This window comes from Mycolicibacterium pulveris, from assembly GCF_010725725.1.
Lineage (GTDB): Bacteria > Actinomycetota > Actinomycetes > Mycobacteriales > Mycobacteriaceae > Mycobacterium > Mycobacterium pulveris.
Genome location: NZ_AP022599.1, coordinates 686,792 through 707,519, shown reverse-complemented (window position 1 = coordinate 707,519; position 20,728 = coordinate 686,792). Strand labels below are relative to the sequence as shown.

The 20,728-nt window shown below is 67.9% G+C and carries 17 protein-coding genes; 9 read left to right on the top strand and 8 right to left on the bottom strand.

The genetic code is table 11. The features are described from left to right. Nucleotides 1-110: 110 nt before the first annotated feature. Complete coding sequence (locus G6N28_RS03685) at nt 111-1,262, top strand: 3-keto-5-aminohexanoate cleavage protein (protein ID WP_163897094.1); 1,152 nt, start codon at nt 111-113, stop codon at nt 1,260-1,262. Nucleotides 1,263-1,402: 140 nt separating this feature from the next. Then, complete coding sequence (gene mbtM / locus G6N28_RS03680; RefSeq protein ID WP_163905790.1) at nt 1,403-2,932, top strand: long-chain-fatty acid--ACP ligase MbtM; 1,530 nt, start codon at nt 1,403-1,405, stop codon at nt 2,930-2,932. 100 nt (nt 2,933-3,032) lie between these two features. Here the strand turns inward: mbtM and G6N28_RS03675 are convergent, their stop codons facing one another. After that, nucleotides 3,033-4,004: an NADPH:quinone oxidoreductase family protein gene (locus G6N28_RS03675; protein WP_163897093.1), complete on the bottom strand. Its 972-nt coding sequence runs from the start codon at nt 4,002-4,004 to the stop codon at nt 3,033-3,035. A gap of 122 nt (nt 4,005-4,126) precedes the next feature. Between G6N28_RS03675 and G6N28_RS03670 the strand changes: the two genes are divergently transcribed. Next, nucleotides 4,127-5,095 carry an alpha/beta fold hydrolase gene (locus G6N28_RS03670; RefSeq protein WP_163897092.1) on the top strand — a complete coding sequence of 323 codons (969 nt, stop codon included), beginning with the start codon at nt 4,127-4,129 and terminating at the stop codon, nt 5,093-5,095. Here G6N28_RS03670 and G6N28_RS03665 read toward each other — a convergent pair. Next, nucleotides 5,092-6,453, bottom strand: coding sequence for a flavin monoamine oxidase family protein (locus tag G6N28_RS03665; RefSeq protein ID WP_235674453.1), 1,362 nt, complete (start codon nt 6,451-6,453; stop codon nt 5,092-5,094). The genes G6N28_RS03670 and G6N28_RS03665 overlap by 4 nt on opposite strands. Nucleotides 6,454-6,472: 19 nt before the next feature. Here G6N28_RS03665 and G6N28_RS03660 point away from each other — a divergent pair, with 19 nt between their 5' ends. Together G6N28_RS03660 and G6N28_RS03655 are read left to right on the top strand one after the other, a co-directional pair. Further along, on the top strand, nt 6,473-7,456 hold the full coding sequence (locus G6N28_RS03660) for a TIGR03617 family F420-dependent LLM class oxidoreductase (RefSeq protein ID WP_163897091.1): 984 nt from the start codon (nt 6,473-6,475) through the stop codon (nt 7,454-7,456). A gap of 39 nt (nt 7,457-7,495) precedes the next feature. Beyond that, entirely contained in the window at nt 7,496-9,010 is a 1,515-nt protein-coding gene (locus G6N28_RS03655; RefSeq protein WP_163897090.1) for a flavin-containing monooxygenase, read from the top strand. A gap of 59 nt (nt 9,011-9,069) precedes the next feature. Here the strand turns inward: G6N28_RS03655 and G6N28_RS03650 are convergent, their stop codons facing one another. Together G6N28_RS03650 and G6N28_RS03645 are read right to left on the bottom strand one after the other, a co-directional pair. Further along, on the bottom strand, nt 9,070-10,182 hold the full coding sequence (locus tag G6N28_RS03650; RefSeq protein ID WP_163897089.1) for an Rv3169 family protein: 1,113 nt from the start codon (nt 10,180-10,182) through the stop codon (nt 9,070-9,072). After that, a complete protein-coding gene (locus G6N28_RS03645) occupies nt 10,182-11,315 on the bottom strand; it encodes a phosphotransferase family protein (protein ID WP_163897088.1) in 1,134 nt (377 codons plus the stop codon). The genes G6N28_RS03650 and G6N28_RS03645 overlap by 1 nt, the downstream gene beginning before the upstream one ends. Nucleotides 11,316-11,363: 48 nt before the next feature. Here G6N28_RS03645 and G6N28_RS03640 point away from each other — a divergent pair, with 48 nt between their 5' ends. Continuing rightward, nucleotides 11,364-11,966, top strand: coding sequence for a TetR/AcrR family transcriptional regulator (locus tag G6N28_RS03640; RefSeq protein WP_163897087.1), 603 nt, complete (start codon nt 11,364-11,366; stop codon nt 11,964-11,966). 4 nt (nt 11,967-11,970) lie between these two features. Further along, nucleotides 11,971-12,654: a PIG-L deacetylase family protein gene (locus G6N28_RS03635; RefSeq protein ID WP_235674452.1), complete on the top strand. Its 684-nt coding sequence runs from the start codon at nt 11,971-11,973 to the stop codon at nt 12,652-12,654. Between the two features lie 70 nt (nt 12,655-12,724). On the opposite strand, the gene G6N28_RS03630 is transcribed toward G6N28_RS03635, so the two are convergent. After that, nucleotides 12,725-13,501, bottom strand: a complete 777-nt coding sequence (locus G6N28_RS03630) for an enoyl-CoA hydratase (RefSeq protein WP_163897085.1) — start codon at nt 13,499-13,501, stop codon at nt 12,725-12,727. A gap of 82 nt (nt 13,502-13,583) precedes the next feature. Between G6N28_RS03630 and G6N28_RS03625 the strand changes: the two genes are divergently transcribed. Further along, nucleotides 13,584-15,086 (top strand): FAD-dependent monooxygenase, encoded by a 1,503-nt coding sequence (locus tag G6N28_RS03625; RefSeq protein WP_163897084.1) that lies wholly within the window; start codon nt 13,584-13,586, stop codon nt 15,084-15,086. Next, the gene (locus G6N28_RS03620) at nt 15,083-15,685 is read left to right on the top strand and encodes a TetR/AcrR family transcriptional regulator (RefSeq protein WP_163897083.1); all 603 of its coding nucleotides are present in this window, start codon (nt 15,083-15,085) and stop codon (nt 15,683-15,685) included. Before G6N28_RS03625 ends, G6N28_RS03620 begins: the two co-directional genes overlap by 4 nt. A gap of 14 nt (nt 15,686-15,699) precedes the next feature. Here G6N28_RS03620 and nuoN read toward each other — a convergent pair whose 3' ends face one another. Genes nuoN through nuoL form a run of 3 tightly spaced genes read right to left on the bottom strand, consistent with a single transcriptional unit; the run spans nt 15,700 to nt 20,728 of the window. Continuing rightward, on the bottom strand, nt 15,700-17,277 hold the full coding sequence (nuoN, locus tag G6N28_RS03615) for an NADH-quinone oxidoreductase subunit NuoN (RefSeq protein WP_163897082.1): 1,578 nt from the start codon (nt 17,275-17,277) through the stop codon (nt 15,700-15,702). Next, a complete protein-coding gene (locus G6N28_RS03610) occupies nt 17,274-18,854 on the bottom strand; it encodes an NADH-quinone oxidoreductase subunit M (RefSeq protein ID WP_163897081.1) in 1,581 nt (526 codons plus the stop codon). The genes nuoN and G6N28_RS03610 overlap by 4 nt, the downstream gene beginning before the upstream one ends. After that, entirely contained in the window at nt 18,848-20,728 is a 1,881-nt protein-coding gene (nuoL, locus tag G6N28_RS03605) for an NADH-quinone oxidoreductase subunit L (protein ID WP_163897080.1), read from the bottom strand. The genes G6N28_RS03610 and nuoL overlap by 7 nt, the downstream gene beginning before the upstream one ends.

Sequence of the window (20,728 nt, the reverse complement as noted above, 5' to 3'; positions counted from 1 at the left end):
CTTGTGTAAACTCTAGACCGTCACCGGAGGCATTGACCAGAGCGACTTTTCGGCAACCGAGCGACGGCGTCCGTCACTTGTGGACACCGGCGAAGAAAGGGCGGAAGGCAGTGAGTTTTCGCGACGACGGCAAGGTGTACCTGGAAGTCGGGGTTAATGGGGAGGCCAGCAAGGACGAGAACCCGCACGTGCCCTACGGTGCTGACGAGACCGCTCGCGATGTGGTGGAGTGCATTCAGCACGGGGCCACCGTGGTTCACTACCACGCCCGCTTCGACGACGGCCGCCAGGCCTGGTCCGACGGCGAGATCTCGCGGAGCGTCTTGGCCGCCGCGGCGCGTGATGTCGATCCGCTGGCCTATCCCGGCTACGACGGTCGCCTCGAGCACATCTGGGCGGTGGCCGAGCACCCACCGGCCGGTGCCGGGCTGTTGTTCGCGCCTTTCGATCCGGCCCGCCACGTAACGCACGCGCTGTGGAACGAAGACGAGAGTCGGTTCGAAGCGACCGAGCGCTCGAACGGCTCACATCCGGCATACCCGCCTGAACTCGATCGGTTCAAGAAAGCCGGTTTGGTGCCGAGCATCGGGGTGTTCAACGCCGTCGACCTACGCTGGGTGATGCTGGCGGCCCGCATCGGAATCTTGCGGCAACCGTTGAAGATCAAGCTGTTCTTCTCCGACCGGTGGGTGTCCCACAACGATCCCGACCCCGCCGTACTCGACTTTCTGGTCTCGCAAATCCCGAAGTGGATCGACCACGAAATCGTCGTCGTGCCGTATGCGATGAGCTCTGCCGAACGCTGCCAAGAACTTTGGGAGCATGCGCTGGACCGCGGGCTCGGCATTCGGGTCGGCATCGGGGATTGCCCGGCCATCCACCGGCGGGTCACCAACGCCCAGATGGTGGATCGGGCGGTCCATCTCATCACGAAGCGGGGGTTCAGCCCCGCCACGCAAGATGACCTGCGTGCCCGCTTCGCTGCGCCCGAGGTGGACGAAAGCGAAATGGTGCGCGTGGTCGTCAACCGGAATCGCTGCATGGGCTGGGGCGTCTGCTATACGAATTCGCCGGAGATATATCAGCCCGACGCCGACGGCTACTGCGTCGTCGTCAGGCCCCATGTCGACGAGCAGTTGTTCGAGAAGGCCGTCGAGGGTGCGAAGGGCTGTCCGGAACGCGCGATCAGAGTCGAGTTGCCCGATGACGAGCCGGTGCCGTCAGACGCCCGGTCCATCGCGAGCGGAAAAACTCCTGTCTGAGGCTCAACCCCAAACCACCCCGTCGGCGGCCGCCCGCCCTACGGACGTAGCCGACCACCGCGTACGCGCATCCGTTAATTTTGCGGGAGCGAACCGTGTCGAGGTTGCCGGTTCCCTGGATCAAGACGTGCGAGGGTGCGATGAACTCGTTGGCGGCCGCGCTTGCCGAGCGGCTATCGAACAGCGACAACTTCCTGGCCGTGCTGCAGGACGGACGGTGGACGCGTCATCCGTGGCCCGAGGTGCACGCGCGAGCCGAAAACGTCGCCGAGTGGCTGCGCAACGACGACGTCGCCGCGCTGGGCGTGACCGGGGAGCCCACTGTCGAGTTGATCGCCGCGATCCTGGGTGCGTTTCAGGCCGGCGCGGCGGTCTCGATCGGCGCGGGTCCGGTGCGCGGCGCCGACGCCGACCAGTGGGCGCAGCAGGCCCTGACCCGGTTTGCCGGCATGGGCGTCAGCCACGTTCTCAGCCACGGTGCCCACCTCGAACGGCTGGCGGTCGCCGACGGGCCACTTGTCGTCAAGGAACTCGGCTCGGTTGCACCCGTGCACCGCTCGACGACGTTCGTCGCACCGGACGATCCGGCGCCGGTGGCGATCCTGCAGGGCACCGCCGGGTCGACGGGCACTCCGCGGACGGTGCAGTTGGCGCCGGAGGCGGTGCTGGCCAACCTCAACGGCCTCAACGCGCGCATCGGTGTGACGCCGGCCGACGTCGGCTGTTCCTGGTTGCCGTTGTATCACGACATGGGGCTGAGTTTTCTGCTCGCCGGCGCGCTCGGCGGCACCGACGTGTGGCAGGCGCCGACCGCAGCGTTTCAAGCGTCGCCCTTTCGTTGGCTGAGCTGGCTCACCGAAAGCCGGGCCACCATCACCGCGGCGCCGAACATGGCCTACGGCCTGATCGGCAAGTACTCGCGGCGGGTCGCCGACGTGGATCTGGGCAGCGTGCGCTTCGCGCTGAACGGCGGTGAGCCCGTCGATTGCGGTCTCACCGCGCGGTTCGCCGACGAGATGGCCCGCTTCGGGTTCGACGCCGGCGCGCTGGCCCCGTCGTACGGGTTGGCCGAAGCCACCTGTGCGGTAACCGTTCCCGCGCCCGGCCGGGGCCTGGTCATCGATAACGCGGGCCAGGCGGTCCTCGGCGAGCCGATAGCGGGGATGTCGGTGCGCATCGAGCCACGTGACGACGGGTCTCATGTCGGCGAGGTGATGATCCGCGGCACGTCGATGATGACGGGCTACCGCGGATCGGAGCCGCTGGACGCCGAAGAGTGGTTCGCCACAGGCGATCTGGGCTATCTGGTCGACGGCGGCCTCGTGGTGTGTGGGCGCGCAAAGGAGCTGATCACCGTCGCGGGCCGAAACGTCTTTCCCGCGGAAGTCGAACAGGTGGCCGCGACGACACCCGGGATGCGGGAGGGCGCCGTCGTGGCCGTCGGTGTCGGCGAACGCTCGGTGCGACCCGGTGTGGCGATCGTCGCCGAGTACCGCGGACCCGACGAGGACGCCGCCCGCGCGGATGTCGTCAAGCGCGTCGCGTCGGCATGCGGCGTCGTCCCTTCCGACGTGATCTTCGTTCGTCCCGGCACCCTGCCGAGGACGACTTCGGGCAAGTTGCGCCGCCTGGAGGTCAAACGCGAAGTCGCGTCCGGGCGCGGCGTTTGAGCCTGCACTGGATCGCCGAGACTGTGCTCAGATCGCGATTTCGGCGAATCTGGCGATCTGTGCGCAGTTTCGGCGCAGATGTCGCGCGAAGGACCGCGAGTCAGCGCACTTTCATGACGACCTTGCCCTTGGCTGATCGGTCCTCCAGCGCGGCGATCGCGTCCGCGGCGCGCTCAAGCGGATACACCACCGGCTCGGGGGCAGGCACCCGGCCCGACGCCAGCAACGGTTCGAGTACGGCCCACTGCTCGGCAAGATAGTTGGGATGGGTGAAAGTCCATGCGCCCCAACCGACTCCGACCACGTCGAGATTGTTCAGCAGCAGCCGGTTCACCTTGACCGTCGGAATCTCTCCGCCGGTGAACCCGACGACCAGCAGCCGCCCGCCAGGAGCCAGCGAGCGCAGCGAGTCGGTGAACCGGTCACCGCCGACCGGGTCGACCACGATGTCCACACCGCGCCCGCCCGTGAGCTCCTTGGCCGCGTCCTTGAAACCGTCGGCGAGCACCACGTCGGTCGCCCCGGCGGCCCTGGCCACCTCCATCTTGTCCTCGGTGCTCACCACCGCGATCACACGCGACGCGCCCCACACCGGCGCCAACCGCAGCGTCGAGGTGCCGATGCCGCCGGCCGCCCCGTGCACCAGCACCGTTTCGCCCTCGGCCAGCCGGCCCCGTGTCCGTAGCGCGTGGTGCATGGTCAGGTCGTTGAACAGCAGGCCGGCGCCCGCCTCGAACGACACGTTGTCGGGCAGCTTGAAAACCCGCTCCGCGGGCAGCGCGACGACCTCGGCCATCGCCCCGCAGACCATGGTCAGCCCGGCGACCCGGTCACCCGCCGCCACGTGGGCGTCGGCGGGCGCGCTGCGCACCACGCCCGCGACCTCACCGCCAGGGGTGTAGGGCAGGTCCGGCTTGTACTGATAGAGCCCGCGGGACTGCAGCACGTCGGGAAACGCGACGCCGGCCGCGTGCACGTCGATAACGACGGCGTCCTTACCGTCCGGCTCGTCGACCTCGACGAGCTTGGCGGCCCGCGGCCCGTCCAGGCTGGCTATCTGTATCGCACGCATGGCGCCCATTTAACCCCGTCAGCCGCGGCGCCCTGCGTCGGGCGAGCCGGTCCCACCGCCGACCCGGACGGGAAGATAAGCTAACTTATGCGGCAACGTTGCCGAGTTCGATCGGAGTGCTGATGAGACGTGGTCAAACCGCCGTCAGGCGGGGTCCGGCGTTCGCCCCCGCCCACGAACTACGGCCGGGACGGCCGGTCACCGTCCGCTCGGCGGACGGCACCCGGCTGCACGCGGAGGTCTTCGGTCCCGACCACGGCCAGCCGATCGTGCTCGCACACGGCATCACCTGCGCCATCCGCGTGTGGGCCCACCAGATCACCGATCTGTCCCGCGACTACCGGGTGATCGCCTACGACCACCGCGGCCACGGTCGCAGCGGAGTTCCCCCGCGCCATGACGGCTACAGCCTCGACCACCTCGCTGCCGACCTCGACTCGGTCCTCGATGCGACGGTGGCCCCCGGCGAACGCGCGGTGGTCGCGGGCCACTCGATGGGCGGCATCGCGATCACCTCCTGGGCCGAGCGTCATCCCGACCGGGTGCCCGAGCGCGTGGCCGCGGTGGCGCTGATCAACACCACCACCGGTGACCTGCTGCGCGACGTGCAGTTGCTGCCGGTGCCCCCGGCGCTTGCGGGCGTGCGGGTACGCGCGGCGGGAACGCTGCTCAAGACATTCGGCGCGACGCCGGTGCCGCGTGTCATCTACGGCCCGAACCAGCGCTTCCTGTCGATGCTGGCGGTGGGCCGCGACGCCGATCCCGCGATCGCGGCGTTCGTGCACGAGTTGTTCGCCTCCACGCCTCCCGCAGGCCGCGGCGGCTGGGCCCGCACGCTCGTCGACCACCTCGGTCCGCAGCACATCGGGCTCAACAACCTTGTCGTGCCGACGCTGGTGATAGGCAGCGAGAAGGATCGGCTGCTGCCGGTCACCTCGGCTCGTCGCATCGCCGAGGAGGTGCCCAACCTCGCCCAATACGTCGAGCTGACCGGCGGGCACTGCGCGATCCTGGAACGTCCCGACGAGGTCAACAAACACCTGCGTCAGCTGGTCGAGTCGGTCCGCCCGGCCCGCCGGGTCACCTCCTAGCGCGTCAGCGCGCGGTGCACCTCATCAGCGGCCCGCTGACCCGACCGCACCGCCCCGTCGAGGAACCCGGTCCACTGGTCGGCGGTTTCGGTGCCTGCCCAGAAGATGTTGTCGACCGGCTTGCGCAGCCACGGACCGTAGGTTGTCCACGATCCGGTCGGTACCGCCGCCGTCGGACCGCCAGGAGCGAATTGCTCTGCGCTCCAACGGTGGTCGAGATAATCGATCGGGTTGGCGGCCTTCTTGCCGAACAACGTCGTGAAACCGGCCACCGCACGCTCCCGGCGTTGCGCGGCGGGCAGCGCGTCGAACGTGCGGGCGTCGGTGAACCCCAACAGAATTCCGGGGCCGTCGTCGCTCGGGCTCACGTCGAACGTGATGAAGACAGGGCCCTCGTCGGACAGCGCCTCACCCGAGCAGCCGTTGGCCCGCCAGAACGGCGTCTCGTAGGCGACATAGGCTTTGCTGAGATTGCCTTGGGGCCAATGGTTCACCAACTTGCCCTGCTCGGGCGGAAGATCGGGCAGGAACTCGATACCGGCCCGGTGCGCGGGCGGGACAGCCACGACGACGGCTTTCGCCGAGACGTCACCGCGGTCGCAACTCACGGTCAGCGTGCCGTCGGGATGGCGTTCGATGCGGCGCACCGCGGCGTCCAGCACCACCCGTGAACCCAGTTCCTCGGCCATCCGCAGCGCGATCTGCTGGGTGCCGCCGGGGAAGCGGTCCTGCTGGGCGCCGCCCTCGACGTCGAGCATGCGGCCGATACCGCCCGCGGCCTTGACGTAACGCGCGGCGTGCAACATCGAGACTTCGTCGGGTTCGGCTCCCCACGTCACCCGCGACATGATCGCCATCAGGTCCCGGGTGGACGCGCTCGCGCGAACGTGGCGCAGCCACTCGTCGAGGGTTTTGTGGTCCAGGATGTCGGCGATGGGTGAGGCCCACGGTTCCTCGACCGGCACCCGGCGGCAGGCGCGGTCGAACCGCCACTGGATGCGCGACACGTCGAGCAGTTCGATGATCGACAGCCGGGGAATCGTGCTGCGGTACGACCGCACCCGGCCGCGCCAGTGGATCAGGTTCTTGCCGCGCACGTAGGTCGGCTCGGTCGGGCAGCCGAGTTCTTCGGCGAGCGCGACGACGGAGTCTTGCGTCGGGCCGACGAACGTCGCACCGAGGTCCACGGGGACACCGGCGATCGTCGCGGTCATCGACCGGCCTCCGACGCGGTCGCGGCCCTCGAGAACCAGCACGTCGTGCCCGAGTCGGGTCAGCTCGCGGGCCGCGGTCAGCCCCGCGAACCCGGCGCCGACCACCACCACATCGGTGGCGGCGGGCAGGGCGGGGATAGTCACCCGATTAGGCTCTCACGCCGTGAAGGTGATGACAGCGCTGTTCGGCCCAACGGATGCGATCGAGCGGGCGACCGCCCTGCGTGAGGCCGGAGCCAGCGGTGTCTTCACCTTCGAGGGGCCACACGACGTGTTCGCGCCGTTGACGCTGGCGTCCACGGTGCCCGGCCTGGACCTGATGACCAATGTGGCGATCGCGTTCCCGCGCAACCCCGTTCAGCTCGCGCACCAGGCCAATGACATGCAGCTGCTCGCACAGGGGCGCTTCATCCTCGGCCTGGGCACGCAGGTGCGCGCTCAGGTCGAGAAGCGCTACGGCGCCGCCTTCGACCGGCCGGTGGCGCGGATGAAGGAGATGGTCGGCGCACTGCGGGCGGTGTTCGACACCTGGGGCACCGGGCGGCGGCTGGACTTTCGCGGGGAGTTCTACCGGCACACCCTGATGACGCCGACCTTCAACCCGGGCCCCAACCCGTACGGCCCGCCGCCGATCTATCTGGGCGCGCTGGGTCCGCGGCTGACCCGAGCCACCGCCGAAGTCGCCGACGGCCTGTTGGTGATGCCGTTCGGCTCGAAGCGCTTCTTACACGAGGTGACGCTGCCGGCGGTGCGCGAGGGGCTGGCGGTGGCGGGCCGCCGCGCCGAGGACTTCGCCGTCGTCCCGGAGATCATCGTGTCGGTGGGCAGCGACGACCACGCGGCGGCGCGCCGGCTGCTGGCCTTCTACGGGTCCACCCCGGCATACCGCCCGGTCCTGGAGGTGCACGGCTGGGGCGAGTTGCAGCCGGAACTCAACGCGCTGTCCAAGCAGGGCCGCTGGCAGGAGATGGGCGGGTTGATCGACGACGAGATGCTGCACACCATCGTCGCCTGTGGCAGCCCCGCGCAGATCGCCGCGCACATCCGCGACCGCGTGGCCGGTGTATCGGATCGGGTCTGCCTCTACCAGCCCGGACCCATCGCGACCTCGGCGTTGGCCGAGATCGTCGACGCGTTGGGCCGCTGACACATATCTTGGTACTCAGCAGGACCAAGGGAGGTTGCGATGAGTGGCAATGGGCGCTCGAGCGAGGGACAGGCCGCCGCCGAGCTGACTGATTACTCCGACGTGCTGATCATCGGCGCGGGAATTTCGGGGATCGGTGCGGCGTACCGCGTGCAGGAGAAGAACCCGAACACCTCCTACACCGTGCTGGAACGGCGGGCCCGCATCGGCGGGACCTGGGACCTGCACCGATATCCGGGGATCCGCTCCGACAGCGACATTTTCACGCTGAGCTACCCCTTCGAGCCGTGGACCCGCCCGGAGAACGTCGCCGACGGTCCCGACATCCGCGACTACCTGGTTCAGACGGCCGAAAAGCACGGCATCGACAAGCACATCCAGTTCAACACCCATGTCCTGTCGGCGGATTGGGATTCGACCACCGACACGTGGACGGTGCAGGCCGAGCAGGAGGGCAAGCCCAAGACCTTTCGGGCGCGGTTCCTGTTCTTCGGCACCGGCTACTACGACTACGACGAGCCCTACCAGCCGGAATTCCCCGGGCTCGACGAGTTCTCCGGCGAGGTGGTGCATCCGCAGCACTGGCCGGAGTCGCTGGACTACGAGGGCAAGCGGATCGTGGTGATCGGCAGCGGCGCAACGGCGGTCAGCATGATCCCGACGCTGACCGAGAAGGCCGGTCATGTCACCATGCTGCAGCGCTCGCCGACCTACATGCTGTCGACCCAGCGGATCAACCCCGTCGTGCAGGCGATCCGCAAGGTGCTGCCCGGCCGGATCGGCTACCACGTCGCCCGCTTCTACAACACGTTGTTCACGGTCTTCGTCTACGGCTTCGCCCGGGTGGCGCCGAAGCTCGCCAGGCGTTTCATCCGCAGCAAGGCCATCCAGAACCTGCCGGAAGGCTATCCGGTCGACGTGCACTTCAACCCCCGCTACGACCCGTGGGACCAGCGGTTGTGCGCGATGCTGGACTACGACTTCTACAAGGTGATCGGTGAGGGCCGCCTGGACGTGGTGACCGACCACATCGACCACATCGACGCCGAGGGCGTCGTGCTGCGGTCGGGGGAGCGCATCGACGCCGACGTGATCATCACCGCGACGGGCATCCAACTGCAGGCGCTCGGCGGGGTCGCGTTGAGCATCGACGGCGAGGAGTTCAAGCCGCAGGACCGGTTCGTCTACAAAGAGCACATGCTCGAAGATGTGCCGAACCTGGCCTGGTGCGTCGGTTACATCAACGCCTCGTGGACGCTGCGCGCCGACCTGACCGCCCGCGCGTTCGCCAAGCTGATCTCCTACATGGACGCGAACGGCTACACGCACGCCCATCCGCATCTCGGTGAGCGCCCGATGGGTGAGAAGCCGGCGTGGAACATCAACGCCGGCTACGTGCACCGCGCGGCCCACGCGCTACCGAAGTCGGGTACCGAGCGGCCATGGAACGTGCGGCACAACTACGTGCTGGACGCCATCGATCACCGCTTCGACCGGATCGAGGAGTCGATGGTGTTCGGCAGGGTCAGCGTCCCACAGGCGACGGCCAGCTGATCTGCGATTTCGGCGCGCTTATGGCCCGTCAGCGTCCATCAGCGCGCCGAAATCGCTGATTACGGTGCGACGGTGAACCAGTCGGCGAAGCCCGACGGGTCGTGGCGGCCCAGCGCGCCGTGCTCGAACAGCCCCCACCCTTCTGCCGACTTGCCGCCTTCCGTGCACACCGCGCGCCCGACATGGTCGATCACGCCGAACATGCTGCGGCCGTTGACCGACGGGTCGGCCATGTCGTAGGTGAGCCGCTCGGTGAACTTCTCGCCCTTCCACATGCCGTGCAGCCAGTCCGAATCCCCGCCGTACCCGCCGCCGATGTGGATGGGCACCGCCAGCTTGGACTCGACCTCGAACAGCACCGGGTCGCCCGCGGGTGTGGTGGCTTCGATGGTGGCGCCGTGTGGAATTCGCGTGCCGGAGGTGTAGTGGATCTTCACCCGCGGCCAGCCGAGCTGCTCGACCCGGCCGTCGCGCCACACCCGCGTGCAGTCGTTGAGGCTGCGGAAACCGGTGGGCTCCTCCTGGATGATGAGCACGATCCCGAAGTCGTCGAACGCCATCGGCACATACAGCCACCACATGCCCTCGAACGGCGGATCTGCCGGGCGCCCAGGAGGCTCGGGTTCTCCGATCGGGCGGATGCCCCACGAGCGGTCGCGGGTGCCGATCCACGTCGAGGGATCGACGGTGATCTCCTCGCCGTCGATCGCGATGACCCCGCTCCACCGGCCGACCTGCGCGAACCGCTGCGCGTCCAGCGTGATCCTGGTGCCGGTGCGCAGCACATGCCGTTGTTCCTGCACGACGGGGAACAACCCCTCCCATGTCAGGTCGACGGCGATGCCCTCGGTCTCCTCCATCACCACCCGCAGCTTGTTGAGTGGTTCGGTGACCTCGACGCGGTAGCCCATCACGTGCTGGTTGAGCCGGTCGGAGTCGATACCGTCGGACAGATGCACGGCCGTCTGGACGTCGGCCCGACGTATCAGCACGAAGGCGTCCTTCACCCCGAGGTTGGGGTAGTAGCCGATCCCGGTGATCAGGAAGATGTCACCGGTGCGGTCGTGGGCGTTGAGGTACGAGCGGTCATAGAAGTTGCGGTCCGAGGACCCCGGCCAGGCGATCGGCTGTGGGATCTGGTGGACGGGGAATTCGTCGATCGGTCCGAGCATCAGGCCTCTCCTCCTATGAGCCGCTTGAGCAACGACCCGTGGTAGAACAGCGATTCGACGTCCTCGGGTTGTTCGATCTCACCGAAGCGCACCCGCCGGGCGCTGGTCCGCATGAACACACACGCCCAGATCACCCCGGAGTAGACGTAAAACCAGTGCAGGTCACCGAGTTCCACGCCGGTGCGTGCGGTGTAGGTGGCCTTGACGTCTTCTTCCCGCATGAAATCGGGCATCCCGGGCAGTCCGCCCAGACCCGCCAACTCCTGAAACACCATGTGCGCGAACATCATCCAGGCGGCGTCCATTTCGCGCGGCCCCAGCGTGGCCATCTCCCAGTCCAGTACGGCCACGGGCCGGAATCCGGAGTAGAGCACGTTGCCGACGCGCGAGTCGCCCCACACCAGCACCGGGTCCTGGGCCGCGGCCGCGGCGGGCCAGTTGGCTTCCAGCCAGTCGAGGGCTTGTTCGACCAGCGCCGAGCGCCCGATGTCGGGGACGGCGAACTCATACCAGGACTTCAACCAGTTCAGGTTCTGGCGCAACGCGTCGTCGTCGGACCCGTCGGCGAGAAACCCGAAGGTCTTCTGCGGCTCGGGGATCGAATGCAGTTTGGCCAACACGTCGACGGTGGCGTCCTGTAGTTCCCGTTGCTGTTCGGCGGGGGAGTCGAAGAGCCAGTTGCCGCCGAAGGTGTAGGGCATGACGTCGGGCGGCACCCGGCCGTCGACGTAGTCCATCAGGAAGAACGGTGTGCCGAGCACGGATCCGGTGTTCTCCAGCCAGCGCACCGGCGGCACCGGCACATCCGTCTTCTCGCCGACCAACCGGATGACGTCGAACTGGTGATCCATCCGGTAGGACGAGAACACCGGAACGTCCTGGGCGGCGGGCGCGATGCGGGCGACCCACTTCTGTTCCCGGGGTTGCCCGTCTTCGTCCCAACGACCGGTCAGGATGATGGTCTCCGACGACATGCCGTTGGCGTCTATGCCGCTCTCCACGGTGATCTCCGGTGTGGCGCCGCCCGGCAGCACGGTCGACAACCACCGCGACATCACGCCGGGCAAGGTGCTGACGTCTCGGCTGGAATGCTCGAGGCGGCTGACGTCTTCGACAGCCGGTTCGGTAGCCATCTGAACCCTTCCTTCGTCGGCCCAAAATACGATACGGTCGGTAGCGTTATGAAAGCAGACCCGTCATCGGTTGACAAGCCCTCCGGCGCCGGCAGGCCCCGGGATCCGCGTATCGACGCTGCCATCTTGCGCGCCACCGCGGATCTACTTGTGGAAATCGGCTATTCGAACCTCACGATGGCCGCGGTCGCCGAGCGGGCGGCAACGACGAAGACCGCGTTGTACCGCCGGTGGTCGAGCAAGGCCGAACTGGTTCACGAGGCCGCGTTTCCGGCCGCTCCCACCGCGATCGAGACGCCGCCGGGCGACATCACCGCCGACATCCGCGCGATGATCGCCGCCGCGCGCGACGTCTTCACCAGCCCTGTGGTGCGCGCGGCTCTACCGGGGCTGATCGCCGACATGGCTGCCGACGCGGAGCTGAACGCCAAGGTGATGGAACGGTTCAGCGAACTGTTCATCGCGGTTCGGATGCGGTTGGCCGATGCCGTCAAGCGCGGGAAGGTGCAACCCGACGTCGACCCGGACCGGCTGCTCGAGGTGATCGGTGGCGCCGCGCTGCTGCGCGTGCTGCTGCAGCCCGATGAGCCCCTCGGCGAGGACTGGGTGGAGCAGACCACCGCCATCGTGGGCCACGGTGTGGTGGCATAGGACGGTGTCTGCAGTCGAGCCGTTTCCCCGTGATTGGCGTAGCTGCCTGGTCCTGGTGCCGCACCCCGATGATCCCGAGTACGGCATCGGCGCGGCGGTCGCCAAGTGGACGTCGCAGGGCAAGACGGTGCACTACGCGCTGGCCTCCCGCGGCGAGCAGGGCATCGCCGGGATGATGCCCGAACAGGCCGGCCCGCTGCGCGAGATCGAGCAGCGGCGCTCCGCGGCGATCGTCGGCGTCGAGGAGGTGGAGTTCTGGGCTTCTCCCGACAGCGAGATCCGCAACACCCCGGCGCTGCGCGCCACGATCGTCGACACGATCACCCGCGTCAAACCCGACGTGGTGGTCACCATCTACAGCGGCCCGGAGTGGGGGCCGGGCGCCCCGAACCAGCGCGATCACATCGAGTTCGCGAAAGCCGTTGCGCAGGCATACGATTCGCTTTCCGATCCGCCGCGCTGGCTGTTCGAGAACGGACCGGAGATGACCCACGGCGAATCCGTCGACGGCTACCTTGACCACGCCGTCGCCTCGCTGGCCGCACACGAGAACTACCTGCGCGTGCTCGACCCCGACACACCCGTGCTCGAGCAGGCCCGCAAGCAGGTGGAAATGGCCACCCCGCCACACCCTGATTTCGGTGGCGCTCCCACGGTCGGCTTCATCCTCAAGCGCCCCCCGGCTTGACCGCGAGCGTGCGGGTCTGAGGGCGACACGCCGGGCTCGAGCGCGAGTTTACGCACGCTCACCGTCGAACTCAGCGCTCGATCTGCCGCTTGTTGCGCTCGCTCACCGCGCGGAACTGATCGCCCAACCCCTCGAAGTCGCGATGCTGAGCGAACGCGATCCGCTCCTCGGCGCCCAACGCGGGGTCGATGACCGCCGCCGCCCCGGTCGTGTAGATCTCCTTGAGCCCGCGCATGATCGGACCGGGCACCTCGGCGATCTGAGCCGCGAGCTCGACAGCACGGTCCAGCAGGCGATCGTGATCGACGACCTCGGTCACCAACCCGATGCGCTCGGCGCGCGCCGCATCGATCACCTCGCCGGTCATCGACAACCGCCGCGCCATCGCCGAACCGACCACCTGGGGTAGCCGCGCCGTCATCCCGCCGCCGGGCAGGATGCCGACCCGGGCGTGGGTGTCGGCGAACACCGCCCGCTCGGACGCGACGAGGAAGTCGCAGCCGAGGGCCATCTCCAGGCCGCCGGTGAACGTCGCGCCGTTGATCGCGGCGATGATCGGGGTGCGCATGTTGGCGGTCGCGGCGATACAACTCTGCGACCGGAACTCCTCGAAGTAAGCCAACCCGTCGCGCTGGGCCTCCTTGAGATCCACGCCGGCACAGAACGCAGGGTCGGCGCCGGTCAGGACCACGACGCGGACGTCGTCGTCGGCATCGGCCCGCGTCAACGCCTCGTAGAGGGCGCGAATCAACTCGCGACTCAGAGCGTTGCGGGCAGCGGGCCGGTTCATGGTCAGCATGCGCACCGGGCCGTGGTCGGTGACGAGGACGAGCTGTTCGGCGGTCATTCCATGAACGTAGCGGGCTGGACCTCGACCGGCATAACCCCTAGTATACGTTACGGACCCGTTTCGTAATAAAGGAGGTCGGATGGCGCACCCGGATGTGATGGTGGTGGGCGCGGGGCCCGCCGGGCTGGCGCTGGCCTGTGGGCTGCTGTCGCAGGGAGTCGGCGTGCGCGTCGTCGACAAGGCGGCCGGACCGGCGACGACCTCACGGGCCAACTTCCTGCACGCTCGTGGCTCCGAGGTTCTCGATCGGCTCGGCGCGCTCGGCGACCTGCCCGAGCGCTCGGTTCGCGCCATGCGGATCACCGCCTACCTCGCCGGCAAGCCCGTGATGCGGCTGCACTTCGGCGACCCCGGAATGGACACCGCCGCACCGCCGATGGTGATCTCGCAGGCCAAAGTCGAAGCCGCGCTGCGGGACCGGCTGGCCGGGCTCGGCGGAAATATCGAGTGGAACACCCCGCTGGTGAACCTGCGCCAGCACGACGCCGGTGTGATTGCCACGCTGGGTACCGGTGAGGATGCGCGCGTCCCCTGGCTGGTCGGATGTGACGGCGCGAACAGCGCGACGCGCCGTCTCGCCGACATCGGGTTTCCCGGAGTCAAACTCTCCGAACGCTTTCTGCTCGCCGACGTCGGGCTGGACTGGGACCTCGATCGCTCGGGCACCTCCGGTTGGATCCACCCGGACGGGATGATCGGCGCGATGCCGATGCCGGGCGACATGTGGCGCGTCATCGCCTACGACCCCGAACTATCGGCCGAAAAGCCGACGGATGCCGAGCTTCTGGCCCGGCTGGAACGCATGCTGCCAGAGCGGACCGGCCACGACGTGCGGGTCACCGACACCGAGTGGCTGTCGATGTTCCGAGTACATCGAAGGCTCGCCGACACCTATCGGCGCGATCGCGTGCTGATCGCCGGCGACGCCGCCCACACCCACGCACCGTTCGGTGGCCAGGGCATGCTGACGGGGCTCGGCGACGTCGAAAACCTCGCCTGGAAGCTGGCCCTGGTAATCGGCGGGCGCGCCGACACCGCGCTGCTGGACACCTACCAGGCCGAGCGACGCCCCCTGGCCACCGAGGTGCTGCGCGACACCAGCACCGTCGCCAAGGTCAACATCGCCCAGGGACCGGTCGGCCGATTTCTGCGCGACAGGGTGATCGTGCCGTTGGTCAACCTGCCGCGGGTGCAGCGCTCCGTCACGTACCGAACCTCACAGCTGTGGGTAAGTTACCGACGCGGGCCGCTCGGCGAAAAGCGTTTGTGCGCAAAGAAACCACGACCCGGTGACCGAGTCGCCGACACGGCCTGTCGACGCGTCGCCGACGCCGCACCGACCCGGTTGTACGCCGAACTCGGCAAGGGATGGGCGCTGCTGCTGTCCCGCGACGACGACGCCCTGACCGCGACCGCACGCGCCCATCTCGGCGAGCACGTGGTAGAACTGCGCTGCGACGACACGGGCGACGCCGAGGCGATGCTGATCCGGCCAGACGGGCACCTGGGTTGGCGCGGCAGTGCCGGGGACGAAATGGCCGACTGGCTGCGCCGGGCGCTGGGCAGGGGAGACGCACGGTGACGACGACGCCGGCCCGGGGTCGTCCACGCGATCCGGCGCTGGACACGGCGATCCTGACAGCGGCGCTGGAATTGTTCATCGCGCAGGGTATTTCGGCGATGAGCATCGAGCAGGTCGCCAAACGCGCCGGGGTGGGCAAGCCGACGATCTACCGTCGATGGCCGACGAAGGAGCGGTTGGTCGCCGACGCGATCGAGGACCTGGTCGGTGCGGACATCCGCTGGCCGGACGCCGAGGAGATCGCCGCGACGCCGCCGCAGCAGCTGGTGAGGCGCAACATCGACGCGGCCGCCCGTACCGCGGCCGATCCTAAGTTCCGGGCGCTGGTCGCGCAGATCTACGGCTCGGCCGTCACCCATCCCGTGCTGATGCAGACCTACTGGACGCACTACATCGCGCCGCGCCGCGAGCTCGCGATCGCCATGCTGCAGCACGCTCAGGCCGACAGCGCCGTCGCACCCGACGCGGATCTCGAGGTCATCGTCGACATGCTCGCGGGTGCGGTGACATACCGAGTGCTGCAACCGAATCCGCCCAACTTCCGGCAGATGAAACGCTACCTGACCGCCGCCTACCGCCAGGTCGGCCTATTGCCCTGACGCGCCGCGGTGCCCTACGTCAGGAACTGGTCGGCGTTGTTGGCGAGGTCCAGCAGCGGTTGCGGCAGCGCGCCGAGCGCGAAGGTGACGGCCGCGGTGATCGTGACGACAGCGGTGCTCAACGCGCTGGGGATCACCACCGTCGGCGGATCCGCGGGCGGTTCGGTGAAGAACATCAACACGATGACCCGGACGTAGAAGTACGCGGCCACGGCGCTGGCGACGACACCCACGATGACCAGCGGCATCGCTCCGCCCTCGGCTGCCGCCTTGAAGACCGCGAACTTGCTGACGAAGCCGCTGGTCAGCGGAATACCGGCGAACGCGAGCAAAAACAGCGAAAACACCACCGCCACAGCGGGATGACGCCGGCCCAGGCCCGCCCACCGGGCCATCGCGGTGTCCTCCTCGTCGGCGGAGTTGCGGACCAGCCCCGCCACGACGAACGCCCCGACGGTGTTGAAACCGTAGGCGAACAAGTAGAACAACGTCGACGACACCCCGGCCTCGTTGCCCGCGATCACGCCGGTGAGGATGAAACCGGTGTGGGACACCGCCGAATACGCCAGCATGCGTTTGACGTCGGCCTGGGTGATCGCGGCCACCGTCGCCACCACCATGGTGAGGATCGCCACCGCCCACAGCGCTGGGCGCCAGTACTCGTGCAGTTGCGGGAACGCGACGTAGAAGATCCGCAGCATCACGCCGAACGCGGCGATCTTGGTGGCCGCGGCCATGAACGCGGTTACCGGGGTGGGCGCGCCCTGGTAGACGTCGGGAACCCAGGAATGGAACGGCACCGCACCGATCTTGAACAGCACGCCGACCAGCACCAGGGCGAGGCCGATGAGCGCCAGCGAGGTCTTGCCCGTCCCGGCCTCGGCCACCGCCGCGATGCCGCGCAGGTCCAGCGTGCCCGCGTAGCCGTACAGCATCGCGACGCCGTAGACGAAGAACGCCGACGAAAATGCGCCCAGCAGGAAGTATTTCAGCGCCGCTTCCTGCGACAGCAGGCGACGACGCCGAGCCAACCCGCACAACAGGTACAGCGGCAGCGAGAGCACTTCCAGCGCGACGAACAGGCTCAGCAGGTCGTCGGCCGCGGGGAAGAGCAGCATGCCGCCGATGGCGAACATCGTCAGCGGGAACACTTCGGTCTGGATGACACCGGCCTTCGTGGCCAGCTTCTCGGCGACGCTGCCCGGCACCGCGGATGCCTGCGGTGTGAAGCCGTCCAGGCCGCGGCCGTCGCTGTCGGCGTTGGCCAGCGCGGGGAGGCGGCGTTCGGCGATCACCAGGATGCCCAGCACGCCGACGAGCAGAATGGTGCCCTGCAGGAACAGGGCCGGCGCGTCGATGACGACGGCGCCCATCACCGCGGACCGACCGGCGCTGCCACCGATGTCGCGGGCGACCAGCACCACCGCCACCAGCGCGGCGATCAGGCCGCCGAGGCTGAGCGCGAGTTGGATGGCGTACCGACGCTGCCGCGGCAGCAACGCTTCGATGAGGACACCGGCGATGGCCACCCCGAACACGATGAGCATCGGGGAGACCAGGTCGTATTCGACGACCGGCGGGGAGAGGGTCATGGCGTCGGCCCTTCCGCGATCTGGGGTACCGGATCAGGCTGATCGATGGTGGTCAGGGTGTGGGTGACCGCTGGGTTGATCACGTCCAGTGCGGGTTTGGGATAGACCCCCAACACCAGCAGCAGCGCGATGAGCGGTGTGACGACGAGGATCTCGCGCGGCACCAGGTCGCGCAGCCGGTCCTTGCCCTCCATGAACTCGTCGGGCACCGGCCCGGTCATCATCCGCTGATAGGTCCACAGAATGTAGATGGCGGACAGCACCAGCGCCGACGAGGCGAACACCGCGAGCGCGGGGTAGCGGGCGAACGTGCCGATCAGGACCAGGAATTCGCTGATGAACGGCGCGAGCCCGGGCAGCGACAAAGTGGCCAACCCCGCCACCAGGAAGGTGCCCGCCAGCACCGGCGCCACCTTCTGCACCCCGCCGTAGGCGTTGATCAGGCGAGTGCCCCTGCGCGACACCAGGAATCCGGCGATCAAGAACAGCGCGGCGGTCGAAAGGCCGTGGTTGATCATGTACAGCGTGGAACCCGACTGGCCCTGGCTGGTCATCACGAAGATGCCGAGGATGATGAACCCGAAGTGCGATATCGACGTGTAGGCGATCAGCCGCATCACGTCGCTCTGGCCGATCGCCACGATCGCGCCGTAGACGACGCCGATTGCCGCGAGCGTGATGATCAGCGGTCGGAAAACCGTTGAGGACTCCGGGAACAACTGCAGGCAGTACCGCAGCATGCCGAACGTACCGACCTTGTCCATGACGGCCATCATCAGCACAGCGCTGGCGGGCGTGGCCTCCACGGCGGCGTCGGGCAGCCACCGGTGGAACGGCCACAGCGGCGCCTTGATCGCGAACGCGAACATGAACCCGAGGAACAGCAGGTTCATCACGGCCGGGTCGCCGACGAATTCGCCGCTCGACACCGCGGCCACGATCTCGCGGAAGTCGAACGTGCCTGCGGCGAACGCGTCGCTCTGCGCGGTGACCACGTACAACCCGATCACCGCCGCGAGCATGATCAGCCCGCCGAAAAGGTTGTACAGCAAGAACTTCACGGCTGCCCTGGATCGGTTCTCACCGCCGAAGCCGCCGATGAGGAAGTACATCGGGATCAGCATCGCCTCGAAGAACACGTAGAACAGCAGCACGTCCAGCGAGACGAGCGACATGATCACCATGCCCTCGACGGCCAGCGTCAACGCGAAATAGGCGTGCGTGGAGCGGCCGCCCCATGCGGCGTGATCGCTGACGTCGTTCCAGCCGGCGATCAGCAGCAACGGCACCAGCACCGCGGCCAGTGCGACGATCGCCAACGCGATGCCGTCCAGGCCCAGGATGTATCCGGTACCGAACGACGGTATCCAGCGGTGGGATTCGACGAACTGGTACCGCTCGCCGCCGGGATCGAAGCGCAGCGCGAGGAACACAGTGATGACCAGCACCACGAGCGAGACCACCAGCGCCACCCACTTGGCCAGCACCCGTTGTGCGCTCGGTAGCAGGATCACCACGGCGGCGCCGACGATCGGCACCGCCCACAGCACCGTCAACCAGGGAAACGAGGTCACCATAGCTGCACCGCCAGGATCGCGCCGGCCAGCAGTGCGGCGCCGGCCAGCATCGCCAACGCATACGAGCGGGCGAACCCGGTCTGCAGTCGCCGCAGGCCCCTTGAGGTTCGGGACACCAAGGAGGCGAGCCCGCCTGCCACCCCTTCGATGGCTCCGTCATCCATCTTGACCAGCCCCCTGGTGAGCGCCTGTCCCGGCACCATGAAGACCTCTTCGTTGAATGCGTCGCCGCCCAGATCGCTGCGGGCCGCGACGGTCAGCAGCGACCCGGCGGGCGCCTCTTCGGGCACCGGCCGGACGCCGTACATGCGGTAGGCGATCACGATGCCGACCGCCACCACGGCGAGGATGACCGTCGTGACCACCCATACCGGCGCGACGTGGTGCACTTCGTGTGCTCCGACAACGGGTTCCAGCCAGCGCTCGAGCGTGCCGTTGATCGCGAACGCCGCGCCGGACCCGACCGAGCCGACGGCCAGCAGGATCATCGGCCAGGTCATCACCTTCGGCGACTCGTGCGGGTGCGCCTCGGGCGCCCACCGCTTCTCACCGAAGAACGTCATCAGCATCACCCGTGTCATGTAGAACGCGGTGATGCCCGCACCGAGGATCGCGGTGGCGCCGAGGATCGGACCCTTGACACCGCCGGCGCCGAGCGCGGCTTCGATGATCCCGTCCTTGGAGAAGAAGCCGGCCAGCGGCGGCACACCGATGATCGCGAGGTAGCCGAGCCCGAACGTGGCGAACGTGATGGGCAGCGCCTTGCGCAGCCCGCCGTAGCGGCGCATGTCGACCTCGTCGTTCATCGCGTGCATCACCGACCCGGCGCCGAGGAACAGCCCGGCCTTGAAGAAGCCGTGGGTCAGCAGGTGCATGATCGCGAACGCGTACCCGACCGGGCCGAGGCCGGCGGCCAGCACCATGTAGCCGATCTGCGACATCGTCGACGCCGCAAGTGCTTTCTTGATGTCGTCCTTCGCGCAGCCGATGATCGCGCCGAACATCAAGGTGACCGCGCCGACGATGACGACGGCCAGTTGCGCGGTCGGGGAGAGCTCGAACACCGGCCCGGAGCGCACGATCAGGTAGACACCCGCCGTCACCATCGTGGCGGCGTGGATGAGTGCCGACACCGGGGTCGGGCCTTCCATCGCGTCACCGAGCCAGGACTGCAGCGGCACCTGCGCGGACTTGGCGCACGCTCCCAGCAGCAGCAGCAAGCCGATGAATGTCAGGGCGCCATCGCTCAGCTGGGGTGCTGCGGCGAAGACGCCCTCGTAGGAGATCGAGCCGATGTTGGCGAACATCGCGAAAATCGCGATGGCCAGCCCCATGTCGCCAACGCGGTTGACCACGAATGCCTTCTTGGCCGCGGTGGCCGCCGAGGGTTTGTGCGCCCAGAAACCGATCAGCAGGTACGACGCCAGACCGACGCCTTCCCATCCGACGTAGAGGCCGAGATAGTTGTCGGCGAGCACCAGCAGCAGCATCGCCGCGAGAAACAGGTTCAGGTAGGCGAAGAACCGTCGGCGATCGGGATCTTCGGCCATGTAGCCGATCGAGTAGACGTGGATCAGTGAGCCGACGCCGGTGATCAACAGCACGAAGCACATCGAGAGTTGATCGAGTTGCAGCCCGAAGTCGACCTGCAGCTCGGCCACCGGGACCCAGGAGAACAGGTTCTCGTGGATCGTGCGGTGTTCGGCGTCGCGGCCGAGCATGTCGGTGAACAGCACCGCCCCGACCACGAACGACGCGATCGACGCCGCACAACCCAACAGATGGCCCCAGGTGTCGGTGCGTCGGCCGCCGAGCAGAAGTATCGCGGCACCCACCAACGGAAGGGCGATCGTAAGCCACACCGGAGTTGTCAT